Genomic DNA, 23,601 nt, shown 5'->3' with positions numbered 1-23,601 from the left:
ACCTCTTTCGGGGGTGGGTGGGGTGTGGTGCCCGGAGCCGGTGCCCCCGTCCGGCTGGGCGGGGGCCACCGGGCTAGCTGGAGTGGACCTCGAACTCGCTGAGCTGACCGGCCGGCCAGCCGCTGTTGCCGGTGACGGTCAGCCGCAGGTACCGCTGGCTGGTCGCCGCGAACGTCACGGTGCCGTGTTGCCGCTGGCCGGGTTGAAGGTGTAGCCGGCGGACACCTTCAGGGTGGTGAACGACGAGCCGTTGGCGGAGCCGAGCACCGACAGCGTCTGGGTGCGGGTCTGCCAGGCCGATGACGGCGGCAGCTTCAGCACGACCCGGGACACCGACCGGGCGGTTCCCAGGTCCACGGTCACCGACTGTGGGAACGCGTTGTTGGCGCTCTCCCAGTAGGTGCTCGGATTCCCATCCACCACGTTCGGCGCGGCGTACACGTCGACGTGGCTGGTCTCGGTGACCGGCCGCCCGGCCGCCAGGTTGCCGGTGGGTGGCGGCGTGGTCGGGGGCGGAGTCGTCGTGGGCGGCGGCGTGGTGGGCGTGCCGCCGTACACCTCGACCTCGGAGAGCTGTGCGGCTGGCCAGCCCGTGTTGCCGGTGATGCTCACCCGGATGTAGCGGCGGTCACCGGCGGGCAGGCCGATCGACACGCTGTTGCCCGTGCCGGGGTCGAAGACCCGGCCGGCGGAGGCGGCCAACGTGGCGTACGACGACCCGTCGGTGGAGCCGAGCACCGACAGGGTCTGGGTACGGCTCCCCCAGCCGGCGGGCAGCTTGAGCACCACCCGGTCGACCGACCGTGCCGAGCCCAGGTCGACGGTCACGGTCTGTGGGAAGGCGTTGTTGGCGCTCTCCCAGTAGGTGGCCGCGTTGCCGTCCACCGCGTTGCCCGCGGTGTAGCTCTGGTTGGTGCTGGTGGCGGTCGCCGGCCGGTTCAGCGCCAGGTTCCCCCCGGTGGGCGGTGGGGTGGTCGGTGGCGGGGTGGTGGGTGGCGGGGTGGTCGGCGGGGTGCTGGGTCCACCGCCCCACTGCGGGTCGGGCCACGGGCCGCAGTACGGGGTCGGGGTGTACCAGCCGGAGTTGCCGGCGCCCTGGGTGATCTGGAAGCCGCCGCCCACGCAGTTGTGGATCGGGTTGCTCTGCGCGATGTTGGTGGCCCGCACGTTGGTGATCGACACCTGGCTGGGCGCCTGCACCTGGAGGGCGTACGTGCCGGCGCCGTCGATCCGTACGTTGTTGAGGTTGATCCCGTTGGTCTGGCCCTCGATCCAGTGCAGCGCCGCGTACGAGCTGTCCAGGATGTCGGTGTCGGTGATGTTGATGGTGGGCTGCTGGAACGCCTCGTTGAGCGCGGAGAACCAGATCGCCCCGACGCCGAAGTTCCAGTTGTAGTCCGAGTTGCCGTTGCGGATCAACGTGTTCCGGGCGATCGTCCAGGTGCCCTGGACTCCGGTGGCGCCCTGCACGCCGGGGTAGCGGTTGGCGACGTGGATGCCGCCACCGTTGGTCAGCGAGTCGGCCGTCACGTTGTCGGTGATCTTGATGTCCCGACCGCCGTAGCTGACCAGGTGGTTCGCCAGCAGGGTCACGCCGATGGTGTTGTGCGTGAAGGAGTTGTTGACGTTCGGCACGCTCTGCGCCCACATCGCGAGCGCGTCGTCGCCGGTGTTGCGGACGAAGGTGTTGGTCACCGTCGAGTTGGTCACGCCGGTGTGGAAGTTCACCCCGTCGGCGGTCTGGTCCAGGATCCGGCTGTTACGGATGGTGAAGTTGTCCATCGGGCCGTCCATCCAGGCCCCGACCTTGGTGTTCTCCAGCCAGAGGTTGTCCACCACCGAGTTGGTCATCGCCCCGCCCAGCGCGTTGACCTGGTCGTCGTCCACCCGTTCCCGAATGTCACCGATGATGGCGAAGTCCCGCAGCGTCACGTTGCGACTCGGCCCGCCGGCCTCGTGCGGGCGGACCGCGCCGGTGTAGCCACCGCCGGGGACGTACTTGCCGTAGATGCCGGCGGCCCGCTTGCGGTCGGTGGGGTGCCGGCCACCGAGCACCGAATACCACGGGCCGGCGCCGCGCAGGGTCACCCCGTCGACCACCACGTGGTCCCAGAGGGTGAAGGTGCCGGTCGGGATCCAGACCGCCCGGCCCTGGGCCTTCCCGGCGTCGACCGCCGCCTGGAACTTCGCGGTCGAGTCGGTCGCGCCGCTCGGGTCGGCGCCGAAGTCGGTGACCACGTCGAGCACACCGGTGGGCTTGTCGAGGGGCCCGCCGACCAGCTCGAAGTCGGCCAGGTCGATGGTGAAGCTTGGCGACTGGGCGGTCGAAGAGACCTGCAACCGGATCTTGGCGCCGGCCGGGTAGGTGCTGCCGAACATCGCCCGGGTCTCATCGTAGAAGTGGTGCGGGTTGGTGTCGCCCGGGTTGTTGTTGAACGGATAGCCGCCGTAGTACCAGCCGTACCTCGAGGTCACCGGAACCGACTTCAAAAGGTTCCCGTTGGCCCGCAGGTCGATGGCGGCGTCCCGGCCGGTGCCGGCCGGGCTGTCCGGCAGGCTGTGCCGGAAGGTGACCGCGTTGGCGGGGGCGGTGAGGGTGAACTCGACGTACTCGCCGACGGAGTCGAGGGTGACCGCCTCCCGGCCGGACGCCTCGGATGGAAGCGTGCCGTAGCGCCGGTCCGAGCCGATCTTCGTGCCGGTGTGGGCGGCCTTCTCAGCCTCGTGCTCGACGAACGGGACGGTGGCGCCCCGGCCGGGGATGTCGAAGGGGGACAGCCCGGCTGCCGAGGCCGGGGTCGCGGTGCCGGTGATCGCGAGGGCGGTCACCGATGTCGCGGCGAGCAGGGTGGCGGCGATGGCGGCCAACCCTGCCCGGGTCGGGTGTCGGAGATGGTGCGGGGTGCCGGTGGTGTGGTTGGCCATGAGCTGCGCTCTCCCTTTCGTCAGGCAGGCCAGATCCCCCCGTGTCCGTGCGGCGTGGCGTCCCCCGTTCCTCCTTCCCTCTCGTCGTCCGGCGCGGGGCCGGGATGGTGGTGTGGTGCCGGCGGCCGGGACGGGCCGCCGGCACCACGGCGATCAGGTCAGGCCGGGTCCGTCCGCCGCCCGCGGCCCGTCCGCAGGTTGGGCGGTACGCAGCCAGACGGCGGTGTCCGACGGCAGCAGACCCTCGTCGAGCGGCCCGCTGGCCAGCAGCAGGTCCCCGTCGCCGGGCAGCGGCACCGGGGCGTCGGTGAGGTTGACCAGGCAGCGGAAGCCACCGCCACGGCTGAAGGCGAGCACGCCGTCCGGTGCGGGCAGCCAGCTCATCTCGCCGTCGCCGAGCGCCGGGTCGGCCCGCCGGATCTGGATCGCCGCCCGGTACAGCTCCAGCATCGAGGCGGCGTCGCCGGTCTGCGCCCGGGCCGTCCGGTCCTTCCAGTCGGCCGGCTGGGGCAGCCATGGCGTTGCGGCGCCGTCGGGGCTGAACTCGAACGGGGGCTCGTCACCGGCCCACGGCAGCGGCACGCGGCAGCCGTCCCGACCGGGGTCGATCCGGCCGGAGCGTTCCCACATCGGGTCCTGGCGCAGCGCGTACGGGATGTCCTCGACCTCCCAGAGCCCCAGCTCCTCGCCCTGGTAGACGTAGGCGGCGCCGGGCAGCGACAGCGACAGCAGCGCGGCGGCCCGGGCACGGCGGGTGCCCAACTCCAGGTCGGTGGGGGTCCCCTCGCGCTTGGCGGCGAAGCTGAACGTGGTGTCCGCCCGGCCGTAGCGGGTCACGTGCCGGGTGACGTCGTGGTTGGAGAGCACCCAGGTGGCCGGCGCGTTGACCGGCGCGTGCGCGCTCAGCGTCCCGTCGATGCTCTCGCGTAGGGCCGAGGCGTCCCAGGCGCAGCCGAGAAAGTCGAAATTGAACGCGGCGTGCAGCTCGTCCGGGCGCAGGTAGTTGGCGAACCGCTGCCGATCCGGCAACCACACCTCACCGATCAGGGCCCGCTCGCCGGGGTACTCGTCGGCGACGCGCCGCCAGCCCCGGTAGATGTCGTGCACCCCGTCAAGGTCGTGGAACGGGTGCGGCTGGTCCGGGTGGACCTCGGGCAGCATCCCGTCCTTGACCAGCAGCCCGGCCGAGTCGATCCGGATGCCGTCCACCCCCCGGTCGAACCAGAACCGCAGGATGTCCTCGAATTCGGCCCGCACCCTGGGGTGGTCCCAGTTGAAGTCCGGCTGCTCGGGGGCGAACAGGTGCAGGTACCAGTCGCCGGGGGTGCCGTCCGGGTTGGTGGTCCGGGTCCAGGTCGGGCCGCCGAACTCACCGACCCAGTCGGTGGGCCGCTGGTCGCCGTTCGGGCCCCGGCCGGGACGGAACCAGAACAGGTCCCGCTCCGGCGCGTCGGGCCCGCCGGCGAGCGCGGCCTGGAACCAGGGGTGCACGTCCGAGCAGTGGTTGGGCACCACGTCGACGATGGTCCGGATGCCGAGCGCGTGTGCCTCCGAGATCAGCGCCTCCGCCTCGGCGAGCGTGCCGAAGACGGGGTCGATGTCGCGGTAGTCGGACACGTCGTAGCCGGCGTCGGCCATCGGGGAGGGGTACCAGGGACTGAACCAGATCGCGTCGATGCCGAGCGCGGACAGATGATTCAGCCGGGACCGGATGCCGGCGATGTCGCCGATGCCGTCGCCGTTGCCGTCGGCGAAGCTACGCGGATACACCTGGTAGATCACCGCTCCACGCCACCACGGACTGCTGTCTGCTGTGGACACGAGCACCTGCTTTCTGTTTCAGTACGTCGGCGGGTTCGCCGGACCTGAGAGTGTGTCGGGCGAACGGCCGTTGTTCGCCACGGGAGGTTGCGCTGGTCGCTATCCCTTGAGGCTTCCTGTGGTCAGACCGGACATGATGTTCCGCTGGAAGATCAGGAAGACGATGACGGTCGGGATCGCGGCGATGACCGACGCGGCGATGACCACGTTCATGGGCGTGCCACCCGCGAAGGCGTAGATGCCGACGCTGACGGTCCGGGTCTCCGGCGACGGCATGACCAGCTTCGGCCACAGGAAGTCCTTCCAGACGGCCGTCACGGCGAAGATCGACACTACGCCGAGGATGGGACGGGACATCGGCAGGATGATCGACCACAGCGTGCGCAGCGGCGTCGCCCCGTCCACCAGGGCCGCCGCCATCAGCTCCTCGGGAATCGAGTCGAAGAACCGCTTCAGCAGGAAGATGTTGAACGCGTTCGCGACCAGGGGCAGCCAGATCGCGAACGGCGAGTCGAGCAGGTTGATGTGCAGGATCGGCAGGTCGATCACGGTCACGTACTGCGGGACGATGAGCACCATCGCCGGAATCATCAGCGTCGCCAACATCAGCGCGAGGATCACGTTGCCGAACATCGGCCGAAGCTTGGACAGGGAGTACGCGGCGGCGGTGTCGAGGACGAGCTGGAACACCACCGCGCCGGCGGCGTAGTAGAACGTGTTGAACAGCAGCTTGGCGAGGTCCAGGTTGTTCCAGGCGTCGATGTAGTTCTGCGGCTGCGGGTCCTTCGGGAACAGCGACGGCGGCGTCTGGGCGATCTCCTGGCCGGACTTCAGCGCGCCGGTGACCATCCAGTAGAGCGGCCCGAGGAAGACCAGCGTGAAGCCCACGACGACGACGGTGAGCAGAGCCCAGTAGATGAACCTGCCGCGCCCACGGCGGAGCTGCGCGTGAGAGATGAGGGTCCGGGTGCCGGAGTCCTGTGCCATGTCTCGCCCGTCCTAGTCCTGTTTCGCGCTCAGCCGCAGGTAGGCGGCGGAGAAGCCGGCCAGCACCACGAGCATGAGCACACCGAGCGCCGCGGCGCCGTTGAGGTCGTTCTGGAAGAAGCCGTGCTGGTAGATGAGGTACGCCACGGAGGTCGCGGAATCCTCCGCGCCCGCACCGTTGGCGAGGATCAGTGGCTCGATGAAGAGCTGCATCGTGGCGACGATCTGGATCATCGCCAGGAGCGCGAGGATCAGCCGGGTCTGCGGGATCGTCACGTGGCGGATCCGCTTCCAGATCCCGGCGCCGTCGAGCTCGGCAGCCTCGTAGAGTTCGCCCGGGATGTTCTGCAGCGACGCCAGGTAGATCAGCACGGCGCCGCCCATGTTCATCCAGGTCGACGCGAGCACCATCGCCGGCATCGTCATGTCGGGGGACTGCATCCACTGCGACGTGGGCAGGTGCAGCGCCTTGAGGATCGCGTTGAAGAGACCCGCCTCGCTGGGGTCGTAGGCGTAGAACTTGAAGAGGTACAGCGCCGAGGCTGGTGGCAGCATCACCGGCAGGTAGACCAGAATCCGCAGGTATCCCTTGGCGTGGCGGAACTCGTTGAGCAGGATCGCCACGAAGAACGGCACCGCGTACCCGAGGACGAGCGCGAGCACCGTGAAGTAGAGCGTGTTCTGCCAGGCGGGCCAGAAGCTGGGGTCGGCGATGATGCGGGAGTAGTTGTCCCAGCCCACCCAGGTGGTCTCGCCGCGCCGCGTGCGCTGGAAGCTCATCACGATGCCGCGGATCATCGGGTACCAGGAGAAGACGACGAAGCAGAGCACCGCCCCGATCAGGAACGCGTGACCGGTGAGGTTGTCCCGCACCTTGCGGCCGAGGCTCGTACGCTGCGGCCCCGTGTAGGGCGGCGTGGGACGTCCCGGCTTTCTGGTGGTACCCGGGACGGTGGTGATCGCCAAGGCAACTCCTGGGTGAGTCAGTGACCGGACGGTGTGGCGCGGATGGGGTGGGGGCCGGGTCGGCGTACCGGCCCCCACCTGACCGGATCAGCTCTCGGCAGCCAGGAGCTGGTTGACCTTTTCCTCGGCCGTCTTGAGCAGCGCGTCGATGTTCGAGTTCGGGTTCGTCAGCACCCCGGACATCGCGGCGTCGAGCACCGCGTAGACCGCCTGCGCGTTGCGCGGCTCACCCTTGATCGGCACCGGGGTCGCCTCGAAGATCGCGAAGTTCGCGGTGTCGACGTTCGCGTTGGCCTTGCGCAGTTCGAGTTCCTGCTTCTGCGCCTCGCTGCCGTTGGCGAAGAGCAGCGGCTGGGGCAGACCCACCGGGTAGTTCTGCGGCTTGGCCCGGACGTAGTCGAACTGGCCCTTGCCCGGCGTCAGCTTCTGGTACGCGATCCACTTCAGACCGGCCTTGACCTGCTCGGGGGTGAGGTCCTTCTTGAAGAAGTAGCCCTCGCCGCCACCGAGCGTGCCCTTCGCCGCGCCGTCCTGACCCGGCAGCGGGCTCATCGCCCAGTCCTGGAACTTGCCCTGGAACTGGCTGACGATCGCCTGGGTGGCGTCCGGCGCGCCGATGAACATGCCGACCTTGCCCGCACCGGCGTTGGTCAGCAGGTCGCCCCACTGCAGCAGCTGCCGGGCGCCCATGCTGTTGTCGCCGTACCGCATGTCCTTGATGTTCTGCAGGACCTGCTTGCCCATCGCGTTGTTGAAGTCGGCCTTCTTGCCGTCCGGCGTCAGCACCTGGCCGCCCTGCGAGTAGAGCAGGGACGTGAAGTGCCAGCCGCCGGTGTTGCCGGCGCTGTACTCCGAGTAGCCGGCGATGCCGTTGCCGAGCGCGGAGATCTTCTTGGCGGCGGCCCGGACCTCGCCCCAGGTCTTGGGCGGGCTGTTCACGTCGAGCCCCGCCTGCTGGAACAGGACCTTGTTGTAGACCAGGCCCATTGAGTAGTTCTTCACCGGGACGGCGTAGAGCTTGCCGCCGTCGGTGAAGACCCCCTTGAGCGCCGGGTCGACGCTGTCCCAGGTTGGGATGGCGTCCTTGTTGGCGTACTGGGAGATGTCCATCGCCTGGCCGGAGTCGAGCACCTGCTGGAGATCGGTCATGTACCCGTAGAACACGTCGGTCACGGTGCCGCCGGCGAGGCGGGCGGTGAAGTCCGGCGGGTTGTTGCACTGCTCGCCGACGCTCACGCTCTTGATGACGATGTCCGGGTTCTGCCGCTGGAACTCGGCGACATCATCGTTCCAGTTCTTCAACAGCTCTTTCTGAGCGCCGACGGGTTGGCAGTCGACCGTGATGGTGACCTTGCCGCCTGCGTTCGTGTCCTTGTCGTCGCTCTTCGTGGAGCATGCCGTGAGGCTGAACCCCAGGCCGGCCACGAGCGCTAACGCCGCAGCCTTTCGGTATTGCGGTACGGACATCTGTCCATCCCTTCGGGAACGGGTGTCTCCATGACGTTCGATGAGCTGCGGTGATGCGACCTGACCGCCGGTAACTGCGCCGGAGCCACGTGTGAGTGGAGTCACTGTAACGGGGCCGACTCATTTCGGCAAGGTAGCGATGCTGTCGTGAAAGGATACGACTTTCTAACGGCAAATATCGACAGCGCCTCGAAACGGGCCCGAGATGATGACCTTTGGTCCCTTATGGCCCGTCAGCAGACCAGGCCGTCGCTGCGGTATTCGAGCAGCAACGAGAACGGCCGCCGACCGCGAGAAGCGGTCGACGGCCGGGAGGTCGTCTCAGCGATCCAGGGGCGGGGCCGGGACGGTCAGTCGGCGGCCCGCCTGCCGATCAGCGGCCCGGGGCGGGGGCGGTGGAACCACGCACCACCAGCTCGGGCTCGAACAGCAACTCGTCCTGCAGCACGCCGACACCCTCGATCTGGGTGACCAGCAGGTCCACCGCGGCCTGCCCCATCGTCTCGATCGGCTGCCGCACGGTGGTCAACGGCGGGTCGGTGCAGGTCATGAAGGCCGAGTCGTCGAAGCCCACCACCGACACGTCGGTCGGCACCACACGACCCAGCCGGCGCGCGGCCCGGATGGTGCCCAGCGCCAGCACGTCGCTGGCGCAGATGATCCCGGTGACACCACGCTCGACCAGCTTTGTCGCAGCGACCCGCGCCCCTTCCATGGAGAAACTGGAGCGCTCGACGTACTCCGTGTCGTCGGTCCAGCCCACGGCGCGGATCATCGCGTCGAGCTTGCGCCGGGACGGCACGTGCCCCTCCGGGCCGAGCACCATCCCGATCCGGTCGTGCCCCAGCGAACGCAGGTGCCCGTACGCCTGCTCCACCGCCACCGCGTCGTCCGTGGAGACCCGGGGGAAGCCCAGCTCGTCCACCCCCGCGTTCACCAGCACCACCGGCAGGCCCCGGTCGGTCAGCCGTCGGTAGTGGTCGTGCCGCGCGTCGGCCAACGCGTACGAGCCACCGGCGAAGATCACCCCGGAGACCTGGTGGTCGAGGAGCATCTCCACGTAGTCCATCTCGGAGACGCCACCGATGGTGCGGGCGCAGAGCGCCGGGGTGTAGCCACGCTGGGCGAGGGACCCGGTGACCACCTCGGCGAGCGCCGGGAAGATCGGGTTCTGCAACTCGGGCAACACCAGCCCGACCAGCCTGGCACGCTCGCCGCGCAACTTGGTCGGCCGCTCGTAGCCGAGCACGTCCAACGCGGTCAGCACGGCCGTCCGGGTCGCCTCGGAGACCCCGTCCCGGCCGTTGAGCACCCGGCTGACGGTGGCCTCGCTGACGCCCGCCTTCTTGGCAACTTCAGTCAACCGCTTGGTCACGGCCGCAATCGTACGTCACAGAAATGAAAGAAATGAACAGGGAACTGCCGGGCAGTTGCTTCTCCGCTGCGGCGGGTGGCCCTGCTCAGAGCCTTGGCCTTTCAGTTGCCACTTGATGCTTCGGCGGGGATGCCGGCGATCAGCGTGCTCCTGCTCGTCGCGTAACCGGGTGTCACCTGGGCGACGTCGGGCACACGTCACCGCAGGTTGCGCAGGGCGTCCTCGATGGCCCGGTGGAAGGTCGGATAGGCGTAGATCATGTGCCGGAGCTGGCTCAGCGGCACGGCCGCGTGCACCGCCACCACCAGCGCCGAGAGCACCTCGCCGCCGGCCGGGCCGGCCGAGGTCGCGCCGATCAGCACGCCCCGGTCGGCGTCCGCGATCAGCTTGATGAACCCCTCGTCGCCGACCCGGTGGATCCAGCCCCGGGTCGAGCTGCCCAGCTTGGTGTACCCGATCTGCACGTTGATGCCGCGCTCCCGAGCCTGCTGCTCGGTCAGCCCGACCGCACCGACCTCTGGGTCGGTGAAGGTCACCCGGGGCAGCGCGCGGTAGTCGGCGCGCGGCACACTGCCCGCGGATCCGCTCGACGCGCTGAAGCCCAGCGAGCTGGCCGCGCCCATCGCGCCGCCGACCACGCTGGCGGTGCCGCTGGCGTCCGGCCCCGCGTTCGCCTGCCGAGCCTGGGCCAGCACGTCGGCGATCACGATCGCCGCCTGGTACATGGCGATGTGGGTGAACGCCCCCTCGCCGGTCACGTCACCGACCGCCCAGATGCCATCGGTGACGCGCAGCCGATCGTCCACCGGCAGGTAGCGCTGGGCGGCGTCCACCCCGACCGTGTCCAGCCCCAACTCCTCCAGGTGTGCCCGGCGGCCGGTCACCACCAGCAGCCGGTCCGCGGTGAACTCCGCCCCGCCGGCGCCGTGCAGGGTGAACCGGCTCCCGTCGTGCTCGACCCGCTCGGCTCGTACCCCCGTGTGGATCTCCACGCCGTCGGCGCGCAGCGCCGCGGCGGCCACCTCGGACGCCTCCGGTTCCTCGACGGCCAGCACCCGGTCCAGCGCCTCCACCACCGTGACCCGCACCCCGAACCGTGCGAAGACCTGGGACAGCTCCAACCCGATGGCGCCACCGCCGAGCACCAGCAGTGACTCCGGCAGCTGCTCGACCTCGATCGCCTGACGGTTGATCCAGTACGGAGTGTCGGCCAGACCTGGGATCGGCGGCACCGACGCTCGGGTGCCGGTGCCCAGCACGATCCCGTGCCGGGCCTGGAACACCTGGTCGCCGACCCGGACCCGGCCCGGGCCGTCGAGTCGGCCGCTGCCCCGGACGAACCGGCCACCGCGGTCCGTGAACCGCCGCACCGCGACCGTGTCGTCCCAGGTGTCAGTGGCCTCCTCGCGGATCCGCTTCGCCACCGGCGCCCAGTCCGGCTGGACCTGCGCCGTCCCGGCCAGCCCGTCGACCCGACGCGCCTCGGCGAGCGCGTTGGCCGCTCTGATCATCATTTTGCTCGGGATGCAGCCCCAGTACGGGCACTCCCCGCCGACCAGGTCCCGTTCGACGCCGACGACGCTCAGGCCGGCTCGGCGAGCCGCCCGGCCACCTCCTCGCCGCCGACCCCGAGCCCGACCACGACCACATCCACCAACTCCGGCTCCGCCACCCCGACAGCATCCCCTAGCAGCCCGGCCCCGACCACCGAGGCCGGGAAAAGCCGGCGCGCGCACCGGGCCGGAGCGCCTACGGTGGCCGGATGCACGCGCGCTTCGCCCCGGTCCGGGACTGCTTCCACGACCTGCTGGCCGCCGGACGGGAGACCGGTGCCAGCCTGACCGTCTGGTACGACGGCCATCCGGTGATCGACCTGGTCGGCGGCTCCCGCACCACCTCCGGATCCAGCGATGGGGCCGACGGTCCAGCCGGCGGCGACCCGTGGCGACCGGACACGCTGGTCAACGTCTACTCGGTCGGCAAGCCGGTGGCCGCGCTCTGCCTGTTGATGCTGGTCGACCGGGGTCGGGTCGATCTCGACGCGCCGGTCGCCCGGTACTGGCCGGAGTTTCGCACCCCGGCCACCGTGCGTCAGGTGTTGTCGCACACCGCCGGGCTGCCGGCCTTCCCGGTGCCCCGACCGGCCACCGCGATCGCCGACTGGGCGCTGCTCACCGGCGACCTCGCCGCCGCCGACCCCGAATGGGCGCCCGGCTCGGTGGCCGGGGAGCACGCCTGGACGTACGGGCACCTGGTGGGCGAACTGGTCCGCCGGGTGGACGGCCGTTCGGTGGGCCGGTTCCTGGCCGAGGAGATCGCCGGCCGGTGGCTGCTCGACCTCGGCTTCGGGCTGTCCGAGGCCGACCAACGGCGCTGTGCGGACCTGCGCTACGGCGACCCGGAATGGCCGGTCCGGATGCTCGGCGAGCCCGGCTCTCTCCGTGCCCGCTCGATGGACAACCCGCCCGGCGGACGGGACCTGGCCATGCTCAACAGTCCGCTCTGGCGGGGCGCCGAGGTCCCCGCGGTCAACCTGCACGCCACCGCGTCCAGCCTGGCCCGGCTCTACGCCGGCCTGCTCGCGGGCGGTGTCCTGGACGGCGTCCGGCTGGTCAGCCCGGAGCTGGTGACCGAGGCGACCCGGGTCCAGTACGACGGGCCGGATCTGGTGCTGGACCGCCAGGTCCAGTGGACGCTGGGCATGCAGTGGGAGCCGGACGGCAGTTGGGGCATGGGCGGCATCGGCGGCAGCAGCGCGTGGGCCGACCCGGAGCGCGGGTACACCTTCGCGTACGCCACCGCGCAGTTGGCCGAGCACGACCGGGTCGACGAACTCGTCGAGGCACTGCACTCGTGCCTGTGACCGGATGTTAGGAAGGGCCCCTTGTACAACACCAGGCGTTAATAAGGTGCCCTTCCTTTCGGGCCGGGAAGGGTGACCGGGGTACCGGCCGGGGTGAGCAGGGCGCGGGCGGCCACCGCCATCCGGCGCCGCTGCGGCACCAGGGCCCGCCGGGCGAAGACGTCGTATCCCTGCGCGGCCACTTCGTCCAGGATGCCGCCGTAGAGGGCGTACGCGGTGCGCATGCAGGCCTGCGAGGCCGGCGCGAGCATGGTGATGCCGGGCGCGGCGGCGGCGTAGTGCGCCTGGGCCCGGGTCACCTCGTACTCGATCAGCTCGCGGATCCGGGGCGTGCCGCGACCCCGGGCGCGGGCCTGGGCCAGCTCGTCGTTGGTGACGCCGAACTTCGCCAGGTCCTCGTCCGGCAGGTAGGTGCGGCCCCGGTCGAGGTCCTCGGCGACGTCCCGGATGAAGTTCGTGAGCTGGAAGGCGAAGCCGAGCTGCCGAGCCGGCTCCCGGGCCTCGGCCGGGTCGGAGCTGCCCAGGATCGGCAGCATCATGGTGCCGATGACCGCCGCCGAGCCTTCCATGTAGTCGAGCAGGTGGTCGTAGGTCGGGTACGCGGTGACCGTCAGGTCCATCGCCATGCTCTTCAGAAACGACGCGAAGTCGTCCCGGTCGAGGTTGAAGACGGCGATCGTGTGCAGCACGGCCGGCAGCAGCGGGTCGTCGACCGACGCGCCGTCCAGGCCCGCCACGAAGCGGCCGGCCCAGTCGTCCAGCCGGGCGGCCCGCTCGGCCGGCGGCAGGTCCTCGGTGCCGTCCACGATCTCGTCGGCGTAGCGGGTGAATCCGTAGAGGGCGTGCACGTGCCGCCGTTTCCAGGCGGGCAGCAGCCTGGTGGCGAGATAGTAGGTGCGACCGTGGCGTCTGTTCAGCTCACGGCACTGGTCATAGGCAGCGGTGAGATCGGCGTCCACCGGCCCTCCTCATTTATCGACGCACCAATCGACGCAACTCGTAACTCTAGGGTACGCTCGGCCGCATGGCCAACGACGCAGTTGCCGGTAGCGCGATCCGCGTGGCGCCGGCACGGCCGGGCGATGGGGCCAATCCAGTCCGCGCCGTGCTGGCCGCGTACACCCAGGACCTGATCACGGCGGTGGACGACACCCTGACCACCTTCCTCAACGGCGAGGTCGACTCGCTCGCCGAGATCGACGCCGCGATGGGCGACTTCGCGGCCTCCGCGCGAGGGGCCGTGCTGGCCGGAGGCAAGCGGATCCGGCCCACCTTCGCCTACTGGGGCTGGCGCGGGGCGGTCGGCGGCAGCGAGCCACTCCCCCCGGTGCTACCCGCGTTGGCCGCCCTCGAGCTGCTGCACACCTTCGCGCTCGTGCACGACGACGTCATGGATTCCTCCGCCACCCGCCGAGGCCGGCCCACCACCCACGTCGCCCTCGCCGCGCAACATGTCGCCGCCGGCCGCCGGGGCGACCCCGGCCGGTTCGGCGAAGCGGTCGCGGTGCTCATCGGCGATCTCTGCGTGGTCTGGGCCGACCGGCTGCTGGCGCACGCCACCGTGGCGCCGGCCCGACTGTTCGAGGTCCGCCGGTGCTACGACCAGATGCGTGTGGAGACCATCGCCGGGCAGTATCTGGACGTGCTCGGCGAGAACGACGTGGTCAACTGGTCGACCGACCGGGCGCTGCGGGTGGCCCGCTACAAGACGGCGAGCTACACCGTCCAGCGACCGCTGCTCTACGGCGCCTGCCTGGCCGGGGTGCCCGCCGATGACCCGCTGGCCACCGCGTACACCCGCTACGGCCTGGCCGTCGGCGAGGCGTTCCAGCTCCGCGACGATCTGCTCGGCGCCTACGGCGACCCGGCCGTCACCGGCAAGCCGGCCGGTGACGACCTGCGCACCGGCAAGCCGACCACGCTGCTCATGCTGGCCCGGCAGTTGGCCACCCCGACCCAGCTCAAGGAGCTGGACCGGGCCCGCGAGGGCCGGGTCGACCGGCTGGCCGAGCTGATCGCCGACACCGGGGCGGTGGCGCGGGTGGAGCGGATGATCGCCGAGCGGGTGGGTGACGCGCTGGCCGCGCTCGACGCCACACCCGTGGACCGGACGGCGCGAACCGCGCTGACCGGGCTGGCCACCGCCGCCACCAACCGGCGGGCCTGATGAACGACTTCTCCAAGGAGGTGGCCACGTGCGGACGGTGACAGGACGGACGGACCGGGTGGTGGTCGTCGGCGCCGGGTTGGGCGGACTGGCCTGTGCGCTGCACCTGGCCGGCAGCGGCCGGCAGGTGACCGTGCTGGAACGTGAGCCGGTGCCGGGCGGGCGGGCCGGGCGGCTCGCCGCGGACGGCTACGAGTTCGACACCGGCCCGACCGTGCTCACCATGCCCGAGCTGATCGCCGAGGCGCTCGGGGCGGTCGGGGAGGAGCTGGGTGACTGGCTCGACCTGACCCCACTCGACCCGGCCTACCGGGCGTACTACCCGGACGGCTCGACCCTCGACGTGCTGACCGACACCACCCGGATGGCGGCCGAGATCTCCCGGGTCTGCGGCCCCCGCGAGGCCGACGGCTACCTGCGCTTCGTCGACTACGCGCGGGAGCTGTGGCGGCTGGAGCGGGCCGACTTCATCGAGCGCAACCTGGACGCGCCGACCGACCTGATCACCGGCAACCTGCTCAAGCTGCTCGCCGGCGGAGCCTTCCGCCGACTCCAGACGAAGATCAACCAGTTCTTCCGGGACCCGCGCACCCAGCGGATCTTCTCCTTCCAGGCGATGTACGCCGGGCTCGCCCCGCACGACGCGCTGGCCATCTACGCGGTCATCGCGTACCTCGACTCGGTGGCCGGGGTCTACTTCCCACGCGGCGGCATCCACGCGGTGTCCAAGGCGATGGCGGGCGCGGCCGAGAAACACGGCGTGCAGATCCGGTACGACACCACGGTGACCCGGGTGGAGACCACGAACGGCCGGGCCACCGGCGTACTCACCGCCGACGGCGAGCTGGTGCCGGCGGACGTGGTGGTGCTCAACCCCGATCTGCCGGTCGCCTACCGGGACCTGCTCCCCGCCGCCCGCCAGCGGCGGCTGCTCACCTACTCGCCGTCCTGCGTCGTCCTGCACGTCGGTTCCCGGCAGGGATATGCGAAGATCGCCCACCACAACATCCACTTCGGGCGCGCGTGGAAGGGCACCTTCGATGAGGTCATCCGCCGGGGCGAGCTGATGACCGACCCGTCGCTGCTGGTCACCAACCCGAGCCGGACCGACCCGTCGGTGGCCCCGCCGGACCGGCACACCTACTACGTGCTCGCCCCGGTGCCCAACCTCGACCGGGCCCCGTTCGAGTGGCACGGCGACCTCACCCGGCGCTACGGCGACCAGCTGATCGGCACCCTGGAGGAGCGCGGCTACGTCGGCTTCGGCGCCGGGGTCGAGGTGCTGCGGGCGATCACGCCCGCCGAGTGGGCGGAGCAGGGCATGGCCGCCGGGACCCCGTTCGCCGCCGCGCACAGCCTCTTCCAGACCGGTCCGTTCCGCCCCTCGAACCTGCACCGCGACCTGTCGAACGTGGTCTTCGTCGGTTCCGGCACCCAGCCCGGGGTCGGCGTGCCGATGGTGCTGATCTCCGGCAAGCTGGCCGCCGGCCGGATCACCGGGGAGGGTCGGTGAGCAGCCGCGAGGAGCACCTCGTCGAGCTGGTCGACGACGCCGGCCGGGCTCGTGGTGAGACCACCGTCGCGGCCGCGCACCAACCGCCGGGGCATCTGCACCGGGCCTTCTCGGTGCTGCTGGTGGACCCGGACGGTCAGGTGCTGCTCCAGCAGCGGGCAGCGGTCAAGACCCGGTTCCCGCTGCGCTGGGCCAACTCCTGCTGCGGCCACCCCCAACCGGGCGAACCGCTCGCCGAGGCGGCCAACCGGCGGCTGCGCGAGGAACTGGGCACCGGCCCCGTCGAGTTGACCGAGGTGGGCGTCTACGTCTACTACGCCGAGGACCCGGCCACCGGGCGGGTCGAGTTCGAGTACGACCACGTCCTGCGCGGCGAGTTCCGCCCCGCCGCCCCGCTGCTACCCGACCCGGACGAGGTGGCCGAGCTGCGCTGGGCCGACCCCGCCGCCCTGGAGGCCGAGCTCGACCGTGACCCCCGCTCGTACGCACCCTGGCTGGGCGGGGTGGTGAACCGGCTGCTGCGCCCCTCGGAGCCGACGTCCGGCGTACCCGGCCCGGCGGTGACCCCGTCCGGATCGTCGGCGGATGACGCGGCGGAGCGGTCAGGTGGTCGATGAGGCACTGAGCGCGGGCGCGGTCGCACGTCGGCTGGGGGTCGCGGTCACCACGCTACGCACCTGGCACCAGCGCTACGGGCTCGGTCCCAGTGAACACATCCCGGGCCACCACCGCCGGTACACGCCGGCCGACCTGGCCCGTCTCGAAATCATGCGACGGCTCACCGCCGAGGGGGTGAGCCCCGCCGAGGCGGCCCGTTGGGCCCGCCAGGCGCCCGATCCCACGCCCGCCGACGCCCTCGCCCGGGCCCGGATCCGCCCACCGGTTCGCGACGGCGGCGGAACCATCCCGGTAGGCCGCGCCGGCCCGGCCGCCAGAGGACTGGCCCGGGCCGCCATGCGGCTGGACGCGGCGGCGATCAGCGAGACCATCGCGCAGGCGCTAGCCGTCGGCGGAGTGGTCGCGACCTGGGATCACCTGCTGCGCCCGGTCCTCGTCGGCATCGGTGACCGGCACGCCGCCACCGGCGGCCTGATCGAGGTGGAACACCTCGTCTCCCGCTGCGTGTCGGAGGCGTTCGCGGCGAGCAGCCGGGCCGCCGCGGCCAGCGGACCGGCCCGGATCCTGCTCTCCTGCGCCGATGAGGAGCAGCACAGCCTGCCGCTGGAGGCACTGGGCGCCGCGCTCGGCGAGGCCGGGCTCACCTACCGGATGCTCGGCGCCCGGGTGCCGGTGGCCGCCCTCGTCGAGGCGGTGACCCGGACCGGGCCGGCCGCCGTGGTGCTCTGGTCGCACACCCGGGCCACCGCGGACCCGGCTCAGCTCAGCGCGCTGCTCGCGGCACCCCGCCGCCCGCTGCTGGTCCTCGCCGCCGGCCCCGGCTGGCGGGCCGAGACCCTGCCCTCCGGGGTGGTGCGGCCGGCCGACCTGACCGAGGCGGTCTCGCTCGCCGTCGCGGTCCGTGACTCGCTGGACCAGGCGAGAGGGGCCTGACCGGGGCTGTCGGCTCTCAGCGGCGTCCACTAGCGTCGGGGCGTCCGCCTACCCCGACCCCCCGGGAGCGAACAGATGCAAGCCCGCGCCGTCCTGGCGTCCGCCCTCATCGTGGTGCTGGCCCTGGCCGGCTGTGCCCAGCCGGACGGCACCCTCGCACCCGTCGGCGCGCCGCAGCCGGTCGAGTCGACCATGCCGCCCACCCCGAAACCCACTCCGTCGCCACACCCCACCCGCGCCAAGCCGCCGAAGCCCACCCTGCGGCCGCTGCCGGCCAAGCTCCCGGCCGGCCTGCGGCGCAGCACCGGCGTACGCCCGGTGGCCCTGACCTTCGACGACGGGCCCAGCCCGGCCTGGACGCCCAAGGTGCTCAACCAACTGCGGGCCGCCCGGGTGACCGCCACCTTCTGCCTAGTCGGCCGTGAGGTGCAGCGCCACCCGGAGCTGGTCCGGCGCATCGTCCGGGAGGGGCATCAGCTCTGCAACCACAGCTGGCGGCACGACCTTGAGCTGGCTCGCCGGCCGGTTGCCGAGATCCGGGCCGACCTGTCCCGGACCAACAAGGCCATCCAGGCGGCTGCCCCGGGAGCGAAGGTTCCCTTCTACCGCCAGCCGGGCGGCCGGTGGACGCCGGAGGTGCTGGCGGTGGCGAAGGATCTCGGCATGCGGCCGCTGCACTGGAACGTCGACCCGCAGGACTGGGACAAGCCGACCGCTGCCACGATCACCAAGCGAGTCCACTCCGCCGCCCGTCCCGGCGCCGTCGTGCTGCTGCACGACGGCGGCGGCAACCGGGCCGCGACGCTCGCCGCCTGCCCGCACGTGATCGCCGACCTGAAGCGACGCTTCGGCGTCACCCGATTGCGCTAGACCGGCCCTGACCTGCGGTTATGCGCCGAACTGAGGCTCCGGCCATACCGGTTTTGTCGACCGACCACGCATCACGTATGCTTTCCAAGCCTCCGGCGGGGCCGGATGGGAGCAAGTCCGCTTGAAGTTGCGAATGTGCAATGATGGCGGGGCCGCCCTCATCGTCTAGCGGCCCAGGACGCCGCCCTTTCAAGGCGGTAGCACGGGTTCGAATCCCGTTGGGGGCACGACCGGCGCAAGCCGGAGCAACACAAGCTAGGTCCTGTGGAGCAGTTGGAGTGCTCGCCGCCCTGTCAAGGCGGAGGTCGCGGGTTCAAGTCCCGTCAGGACCGCAGCGCCGACGCCGCGCCCAGCGCGGCGTTCTGCGTATCGGAGCGTGCAACCCTGCCAGCGGCCCACCCGGTTGGCGGGTAGCATGAGCCGAGCGATACGGCCAGGTAGCTCAGTTGGTACGAGCGTCCGACTGAAAATCGGAAGGTCGGCGGTTCGACCCCGCCCCTGGCCACATAGCCTTTCGCCGGGCTACAGAAGCGCCGATCAGCGGAGACGCCGGTCGGCGCTTTGCTTACCATTTCGCCAGCCCGTCTGTCCGGTCTGACCATCGTTGACCCCGGAATCCCGCTGGTGGCCGACTCTTGTCGCACGTGGATTGCACGGACGAGCCGGCGCGGCCCGGTTGCGGGCCGCCTTGATGATCTGACCTTCCACGACCTGCGGCACACCGGGCAGACCCTCGCCGCGCAGACCGGCGCGACACTGGCGGATCTAGTGAAGCGACTCGGGCACTCGTCCATGGCGGCGGCCCGGCGGTACCTACACGCCGTCGACGGCCGTGATCGTGAGAGCGCTAAAGCCCTGTCAGAACTCGCGGCGCACGGTGATGTCGCACCGCTGCCCCGGCACATTCACCATGCGCAGCTAGCGACGGAGCAGCGAAAACGCTCCCGCTGCCGTCAGCACCAACAGCAGTGAACCCGCGAACAGGGCGCGTCCAAGCGGAAGGGGCATGGAGATGAAGAACGGTGCCTGCTGGACCAGAAAGCCCGCACCGATCATGGCCTGGGCCATGCCCACCCGCACGGGCTGGGACCGCTCTCCCGGCTTCAGGCGTGCGAGCCGAACCCAGGCTGCGGGAAACCGTCGTGACACGGCCACACGCACCCCGAGTACAACCGAGCCCAGGCTGAGGACCACGACCCCCACGCGCAAGGCGATCGTGACCGGGTCCTCGTCATACAGGCTCATGCGCCCATCATCGGAGGGGCGTCAAGCGCGCAATCGCAGGACAGATCGCACGGCAGCCTCCGCCAACTTCCTGCCCTGGCATGGCCACCGTCGACGGCCCGATCGTGAGCCTCAGTTCGGAGATGTAAACACTTAGCCCTTGCGCTAAGTGTCGGGCCGAGGCAATACTTAGCCACATGGCACAGTATGCGGCGGAGCTCGACGGCGTGTTCGTCGCGCTCGCCGATCCGACTCGGCGTGCCGTCGTCCGTCGCCTGGGTCGCGGGCCCACGAGCGTCGGCGATCTCGCCCGCGAGTTCCCGATGACCCTTCCCTCGTTCATGAAGCACGTGCGGACGCTCGAGTCGACCGGGTTGATCCGCACCGTGAAGTCGGGCCGGGTGCGCACCTGCGTGCTCAACCACGAGCGCCTCGTCCTTGTCGACGACTGGCTCGCGGAGCAGCGCCGGATCTGGGATGAACGCACCGACCGCCTGGAGCAGTTCGTCACCAATCTCAAGGAGAACCAGCAATGAACCCGGACCTCGACCTCAGCGTGGAGCGGGTCATCCGCGCCCCTCGGACAACCGTGTGGAGCGCGTGGACTGACGCGTCCCGCCTCGAACAGTGGTGGGTGCCCGCTCCGGCCGTGTGTCGTGTCGACCGCCTGGAGGTTCGGCCGGGCGGCGCGTTCGTGACGCGGCTGAGCGACGACGGAACCACGTTCGTTCCGCACGTCAACGCGTGCTTCCTCGTCGTCGACGATCTCGAGCGCATCGTGTTCACGAACGCCATCGACAGCGAGTGGCGACCCACGAGCCCGGCGCCGGTGCTGATGACCGCCGAGATCACGCTGAACGATCATCCAGAGGGCACGAGATACCAGGTCGTCGTCCGCCACGGCGATCCCGCCGCTCGTGCTCGTCACGAGGAGCTCGGCTTCTCCGAAGGCTGGACGTCGGTCACGGAACAGCTCGCTGGGCTCGCCGAGAGCGTGGCCCTACGATGAAGATCGCCCTAACGGAGTTCATCACTCTCGATGGGGTCAGTCAGGGGCCAGGCTCGGCCGCCGAGGACACGAGCGACGGCTTCACGAAAGGCGGCTGGCTGGTCCCCTACATGGACCAGCTGTTCATCCAGCGCGCCTCTGATTGGCTCGACCTCGCCGACGGCCTGCTGCTCGGGCGCCGGACGTACGAGGCGTTCGCGCGCGACTGGCCGCAGATCACCGCGCCGGACGATCCCTTCACCGGGCGGATGAATTCGCTGCCGAAGTACGTCGTGTCGAACACTCTCACCGCGGGGAGCTGGAACCCCACGAATGTGCTGCGGGGCGACCCGGTCCAGACGGTCAGGGCACTGAAGGCGCAGCCGGGGCGGGAACTCCAGATCCACGGGAGCGCACTTCTGGGCAACTCGCTGCTGTCGGCGGGCTTGGTCGACACACTGCGGCTCGTCGTCGCCCCTACGGTCATCGGGTCCGGGCGCCGACTGCTCGCCCACCCGAGCGAGTCTGTCGGCCTCCGGCTGCTGCATCAGGAGGTGACGGCGAAGGGTCTACTGCTCCTCGAATACGAGACCGTCGGCGACGCACCCAGCGGAGAATACGAGGGGGTCGCCGCCTTCGCGTAGACGCGCTTCCAAGTACCTGACCACGTCCTGCTGCACGCTGGCCGCACATCTGCCGTCCCCGGGAAGGACCGGGCCTCTGGAAGGCATGATCATGACGCCCAGGGATCAGAGCGGCTGGACGATCTGGATCGGGTTGCCGTCAGGGTCGGCGGTCCATGCGATCAGCAGGCGACCGAGCCATTCGTGGGGGGACGCCAAGGCGGGAGCCCCACTCTCGGTGACCTGGGCGTACGCGGCGGCCGTGTCATCGGTCCACAGGATCACGGCGGCCCGCTGCCCCTCGGGCACCGGGTCGAGGCCGTGGTCATCACGGGTGGAAGCGACCGACGCGACGCCGATCTTGTAGCCGTCGAGCACGAGATCGACGTGAATCGGCTCGCCCTCGGTCGGGACCCGGAACGTCTCGGTGAACCCGAGACGCGAGTAGAACCCGACGGCGCGCGGAACGTCCGCACTGAAGAGGATGACCTGCGGAGTACGGAACATCGACACGGCCGGACGTTATCAGCGCTCCCGCGTCACCGCAGTGGAGGCGAGTCGCCGGGCTGAGTGCCGTCAGCCGTCCCGGTGCCCCTGCTGACGGTGCTGCGCCATGCCGCCCTGGATCGCCTCCCACACGCTGCGCCCGGCCTGCCGCAAGGTCTCCCCCGCCTGCTCGGCGAGCTGCGCCGCGCTCTGTGCGGCGGCCTGCGCCCCACCCGAGACGCCACCGGCACCGTCCTGACCGCCGCCGCCACCCCCCGACGGTCCGGGACCGGGGGCCGCCGATCCGCCGCTCTGGTCGCGGGCCTGCCGCTCAGGTCCCGCCCCCTCGGCACCCTGCCGCTGAGCCCCCTGCCCCTCGGGTCCCTGGCCGGCACGCCCCTGGCCGGCACGCCCCTGGCCGGCACGCCCCTGGCCGGCACGCCCCTGGCCGGCACGCCCCTGGCCGGCAGGCCCCAGCCCCGGCGGCCCCTGCCGCTCAGGTGGGCGGCCCTCCGGGCGGCGTCCGCCCGGACCGGCGGGCTCGGCGCGGCCCGGCTCGCCCAAGCCGGGACGGCTGGGGCCCGGTCGGGGCCGGTCGGCGGCCGCGCCGCCCTGCCGGCCCTGGTCGAGTACGTCGCGGGAGCGCTGCGCCGACCCGGTGACCTCGGCCGCCCCCGAGGCCAACTGCTGGGCGCTGCGGTTGACGTCGTCGATCGCCACGCCGGCCGTCCGGGAGATGGCGTCGATGATCTGCGGGTTGTTGTCGATCGTGTCCAGCGCCCGGCCGAGAATGGCCACCAGTTGCTCCAGCCGCACCCGCAGCTGCGCCTCGGCGTGCACCCCGTTGATATCCAGCTCCACGCCCTGCAGGTGCACCCGTACGCCGGCGTCGAGCTGAAGAAGGTTGGCCAGCCGGGCCCGCAGGGACAGATCGGCGTCCAGCCCGTCCACGGCCAGCCGGATCGAGTCGACCGAGACCTTCGGAATGTCGAGCAGGACGTCCGGATCCTCACCGCCGTCGGCCCGGCCCGGCTCCCGCTGCTGCGCGCTCTCGCTCATGCTCTCCCGCTCCGCCGCACTCCCGCCCGGTCTCGTCCGGGCCGTCCGGCGCGGTTACCCGCTTTCCGGCGGGACATCCCGTCCGTGACGGACCGGCGACGCACTGTCCGGAACCGGGCACCTCGCGAAGCTGCACACCCGAGCATCAGCCGGTATGGTCCGGGCCTATGGGACAGGGGATGACTGATCCGGCCAACATCCGGCAGGACCTGGAACGGTTCTCCTTACGGTGCACCCTCCTCGTCCCGGGTCCCGCCGAGCACGCGTTCGCGGTTTTCACCGACGACCTGGCCGAGTGGTGGGTCACCGAATACACCTGGTCCGGCCCGGAGGCCCTGGCCGAGCTGGGCATGGAGCCGCGGGCCGGCGGCATGCTCTACGAGATCGGCCCGTACGGCTTCCGCGCCGACTGGGGCCGGGTGCTCACCTGGGATCCCCCGCGCCGGCTGGTCTTCGTCTGGCAGCTCGGCCCGGACCGGGTGCCGGTGCCGGACCCGGCCCGGGCGAGTGAGGTGGAGGTGCTGTTCCTCCCCGACGGGCCCGAGCGGACGCGGGTCGAGCTGGAGCACCGCCACTTCGACCGGCACGGCGAAGCGGCCGAGGGATACCGCAAGGCGCTCACCGCCGGCTGGCACGAGCTGCTCACCCGCTACCTCGCCACGGTGTCGCGCCGCGACCCCACCACCCCCGCCTGACCGACAGCCCTCACTCCGGCA

20 protein-coding genes, 3 tRNA genes and 2 pseudogenes are annotated in these 23,601 nt (G+C 71.0%); 14 read left to right on the top strand and 11 right to left on the bottom strand.

Going from position 1 to position 23,601, the window contains the following annotated elements:
• Positions 1-73: 73 nt before the first annotated feature.
• The 7 genes and pseudogenes from ACWD5O_RS28350 to ACWD5O_RS28320 all read right to left on the bottom strand — a co-directional run bounded on the left by ACWD5O_RS28350 (position 74) and on the right by ACWD5O_RS28320 (position 11,213).
• Positions 74-2,925 (bottom strand): annotated as a pseudogene (locus ACWD5O_RS28350) (galactose-binding domain-containing protein).
• Between the two features lie 153 nt (positions 2,926-3,078).
• Entirely contained in the window at positions 3,079-4,746 is a 1,668-nt protein-coding gene (locus ACWD5O_RS28345) for a glycoside hydrolase family 13 protein (RefSeq protein WP_450087143.1), read from the bottom strand.
• A 99-nt stretch (positions 4,747-4,845) separates the two neighbouring features.
• The gene (locus ACWD5O_RS28340) at positions 4,846-5,733 is read right to left on the bottom strand and encodes a carbohydrate ABC transporter permease (protein ID WP_450087142.1); all 888 of its coding nucleotides are present in this window, start codon (positions 5,731-5,733) and stop codon (positions 4,846-4,848) included.
• Between the two features lie 12 nt (positions 5,734-5,745).
• Positions 5,746-6,699: a carbohydrate ABC transporter permease gene (locus ACWD5O_RS28335; RefSeq protein ID WP_354966531.1), complete on the bottom strand. Its 954-nt coding sequence runs from the start codon at positions 6,697-6,699 to the stop codon at positions 5,746-5,748.
• Between the two features lie 87 nt (positions 6,700-6,786).
• Positions 6,787-8,166, bottom strand: coding sequence for an ABC transporter substrate-binding protein (locus ACWD5O_RS28330; protein ID WP_450087141.1), 1,380 nt, complete (start codon positions 8,164-8,166; stop codon positions 6,787-6,789).
• Positions 8,167-8,539: 373 nt separating this feature from the next.
• Complete coding sequence (locus ACWD5O_RS28325) at positions 8,540-9,541, bottom strand: LacI family DNA-binding transcriptional regulator (protein ID WP_450087140.1); 1,002 nt, start codon at positions 9,539-9,541, stop codon at positions 8,540-8,542.
• 197 nt (positions 9,542-9,738) lie between these two features.
• Positions 9,739-11,213: pseudogene (locus tag ACWD5O_RS28320) on the bottom strand (dihydrolipoyl dehydrogenase family protein).
• Positions 11,214-11,303: 90 nt separating this feature from the next.
• Here ACWD5O_RS28320 and ACWD5O_RS28315 point away from each other — a divergent pair.
• Entirely contained in the window at positions 11,304-12,404 is a 1,101-nt protein-coding gene (locus ACWD5O_RS28315) for a serine hydrolase domain-containing protein (RefSeq protein WP_450087139.1), read from the top strand.
• 38 nt (positions 12,405-12,442) lie between these two features.
• On the opposite strand, the gene ACWD5O_RS28310 is transcribed toward ACWD5O_RS28315, so the two are convergent.
• Positions 12,443-13,363 carry a phytoene/squalene synthase family protein gene (locus ACWD5O_RS28310; RefSeq protein WP_450087138.1) on the bottom strand — a complete coding sequence of 307 codons (921 nt, stop codon included), beginning with the start codon at positions 13,361-13,363 and terminating at the stop codon, positions 12,443-12,445.
• Between the two features lie 65 nt (positions 13,364-13,428).
• Between ACWD5O_RS28310 and ACWD5O_RS28305 the strand changes: the two genes are divergently transcribed.
• The 9 genes from ACWD5O_RS28305 (at position 13,429) to ACWD5O_RS28265 (ending at position 19,477) form a co-directional block, all read left to right on the top strand.
• Entirely contained in the window at positions 13,429-14,571 is a 1,143-nt protein-coding gene (locus ACWD5O_RS28305) for a polyprenyl synthetase family protein (RefSeq protein ID WP_450087137.1), read from the top strand.
• A 28-nt stretch (positions 14,572-14,599) separates the two neighbouring features.
• Entirely contained in the window at positions 14,600-16,084 is a 1,485-nt protein-coding gene (crtI, locus tag ACWD5O_RS28300; RefSeq protein ID WP_450087136.1) for a phytoene desaturase family protein, read from the top strand.
• Positions 16,081-16,701 (top strand): isopentenyl-diphosphate Delta-isomerase, encoded by a 621-nt coding sequence (gene idi, locus ACWD5O_RS28295; RefSeq protein WP_450087135.1) that lies wholly within the window; start codon positions 16,081-16,083, stop codon positions 16,699-16,701. The genes crtI and idi overlap by 4 nt, the downstream gene beginning before the upstream one ends.
• Positions 16,691-17,635: a MerR family transcriptional regulator gene (locus ACWD5O_RS28290; protein WP_450087158.1), complete on the top strand. Its 945-nt coding sequence runs from the start codon at positions 16,691-16,693 to the stop codon at positions 17,633-17,635. The genes idi and ACWD5O_RS28290 overlap by 11 nt, the downstream gene beginning before the upstream one ends.
• 75 nt (positions 17,636-17,710) lie before the next feature.
• Positions 17,711-18,505, top strand: a complete 795-nt coding sequence (locus ACWD5O_RS28285) for a polysaccharide deacetylase family protein (RefSeq protein WP_450087134.1) — start codon at positions 17,711-17,713, stop codon at positions 18,503-18,505.
• A 154-nt stretch (positions 18,506-18,659) separates the two neighbouring features.
• A tRNA-Glu gene (locus ACWD5O_RS28280) sits at positions 18,660-18,732 on the top strand.
• A 31-nt stretch (positions 18,733-18,763) separates the two neighbouring features.
• Positions 18,764-18,837, top strand: a tRNA-Asp gene (locus tag ACWD5O_RS28275).
• 99 nt (positions 18,838-18,936) lie between these two features.
• Positions 18,937-19,010, top strand: a tRNA-Phe gene (locus ACWD5O_RS28270).
• A gap of 119 nt (positions 19,011-19,129) precedes the next feature.
• On the top strand, positions 19,130-19,477 hold the full coding sequence (locus ACWD5O_RS28265) for a tyrosine-type recombinase/integrase (protein WP_450087157.1): 348 nt from the start codon (positions 19,130-19,132) through the stop codon (positions 19,475-19,477).
• On the opposite strand, the gene ACWD5O_RS28260 is transcribed toward ACWD5O_RS28265, so the two are convergent.
• Entirely contained in the window at positions 19,424-19,750 is a 327-nt protein-coding gene (locus ACWD5O_RS28260; protein ID WP_450087133.1) for a hypothetical protein, read from the bottom strand. The genes ACWD5O_RS28265 and ACWD5O_RS28260 overlap by 54 nt on opposite strands.
• 176 nt (positions 19,751-19,926) lie before the next feature.
• On the opposite strand from ACWD5O_RS28260, the gene ACWD5O_RS28255 reads away from it, so the two are divergent.
• The 3 genes from ACWD5O_RS28255 to ACWD5O_RS28245 are packed head-to-tail and all read left to right on the top strand — an operon-like array spanning position 19,927 to position 21,361.
• Complete coding sequence (locus ACWD5O_RS28255) at positions 19,927-20,265, top strand: ArsR/SmtB family transcription factor (RefSeq protein WP_354966519.1); 339 nt, start codon at positions 19,927-19,929, stop codon at positions 20,263-20,265.
• The gene (locus ACWD5O_RS28250) at positions 20,262-20,738 is read left to right on the top strand and encodes an SRPBCC domain-containing protein (protein WP_450087132.1); all 477 of its coding nucleotides are present in this window, start codon (positions 20,262-20,264) and stop codon (positions 20,736-20,738) included. The genes ACWD5O_RS28255 and ACWD5O_RS28250 overlap by 4 nt, the downstream gene beginning before the upstream one ends.
• Entirely contained in the window at positions 20,735-21,361 is a 627-nt protein-coding gene (locus ACWD5O_RS28245) for a dihydrofolate reductase family protein (protein ID WP_450087131.1), read from the top strand. Before ACWD5O_RS28250 ends, ACWD5O_RS28245 begins: the two co-directional genes overlap by 4 nt.
• A 105-nt stretch (positions 21,362-21,466) precedes the next feature.
• Here ACWD5O_RS28245 and ACWD5O_RS28240 read toward each other — a convergent pair whose 3' ends face one another.
• The gene (locus ACWD5O_RS28240) at positions 21,467-21,847 is read right to left on the bottom strand and encodes a VOC family protein (protein ID WP_450087156.1); all 381 of its coding nucleotides are present in this window, start codon (positions 21,845-21,847) and stop codon (positions 21,467-21,469) included.
• 69 nt (positions 21,848-21,916) lie between these two features.
• A complete protein-coding gene (locus tag ACWD5O_RS28235) occupies positions 21,917-22,885 on the bottom strand; it encodes a hypothetical protein (RefSeq protein WP_450087130.1) in 969 nt (322 codons plus the stop codon).
• A 167-nt stretch (positions 22,886-23,052) separates the two neighbouring features.
• Here ACWD5O_RS28235 and ACWD5O_RS28230 point away from each other — a divergent pair, with 167 nt between their 5' ends.
• On the top strand, positions 23,053-23,580 hold the full coding sequence (locus ACWD5O_RS28230) for an SRPBCC family protein (protein ID WP_450087129.1): 528 nt from the start codon (positions 23,053-23,055) through the stop codon (positions 23,578-23,580).
• Positions 23,581-23,601: the final 21 nt, after the last annotated feature.

It is taken from the genome of Micromonospora sp. NPDC005161 (genome assembly GCF_053599855.1).
Note: the sequence above shows the minus strand (reverse complement) of the source record. Positions and strands in the feature narration are given on the sequence as shown.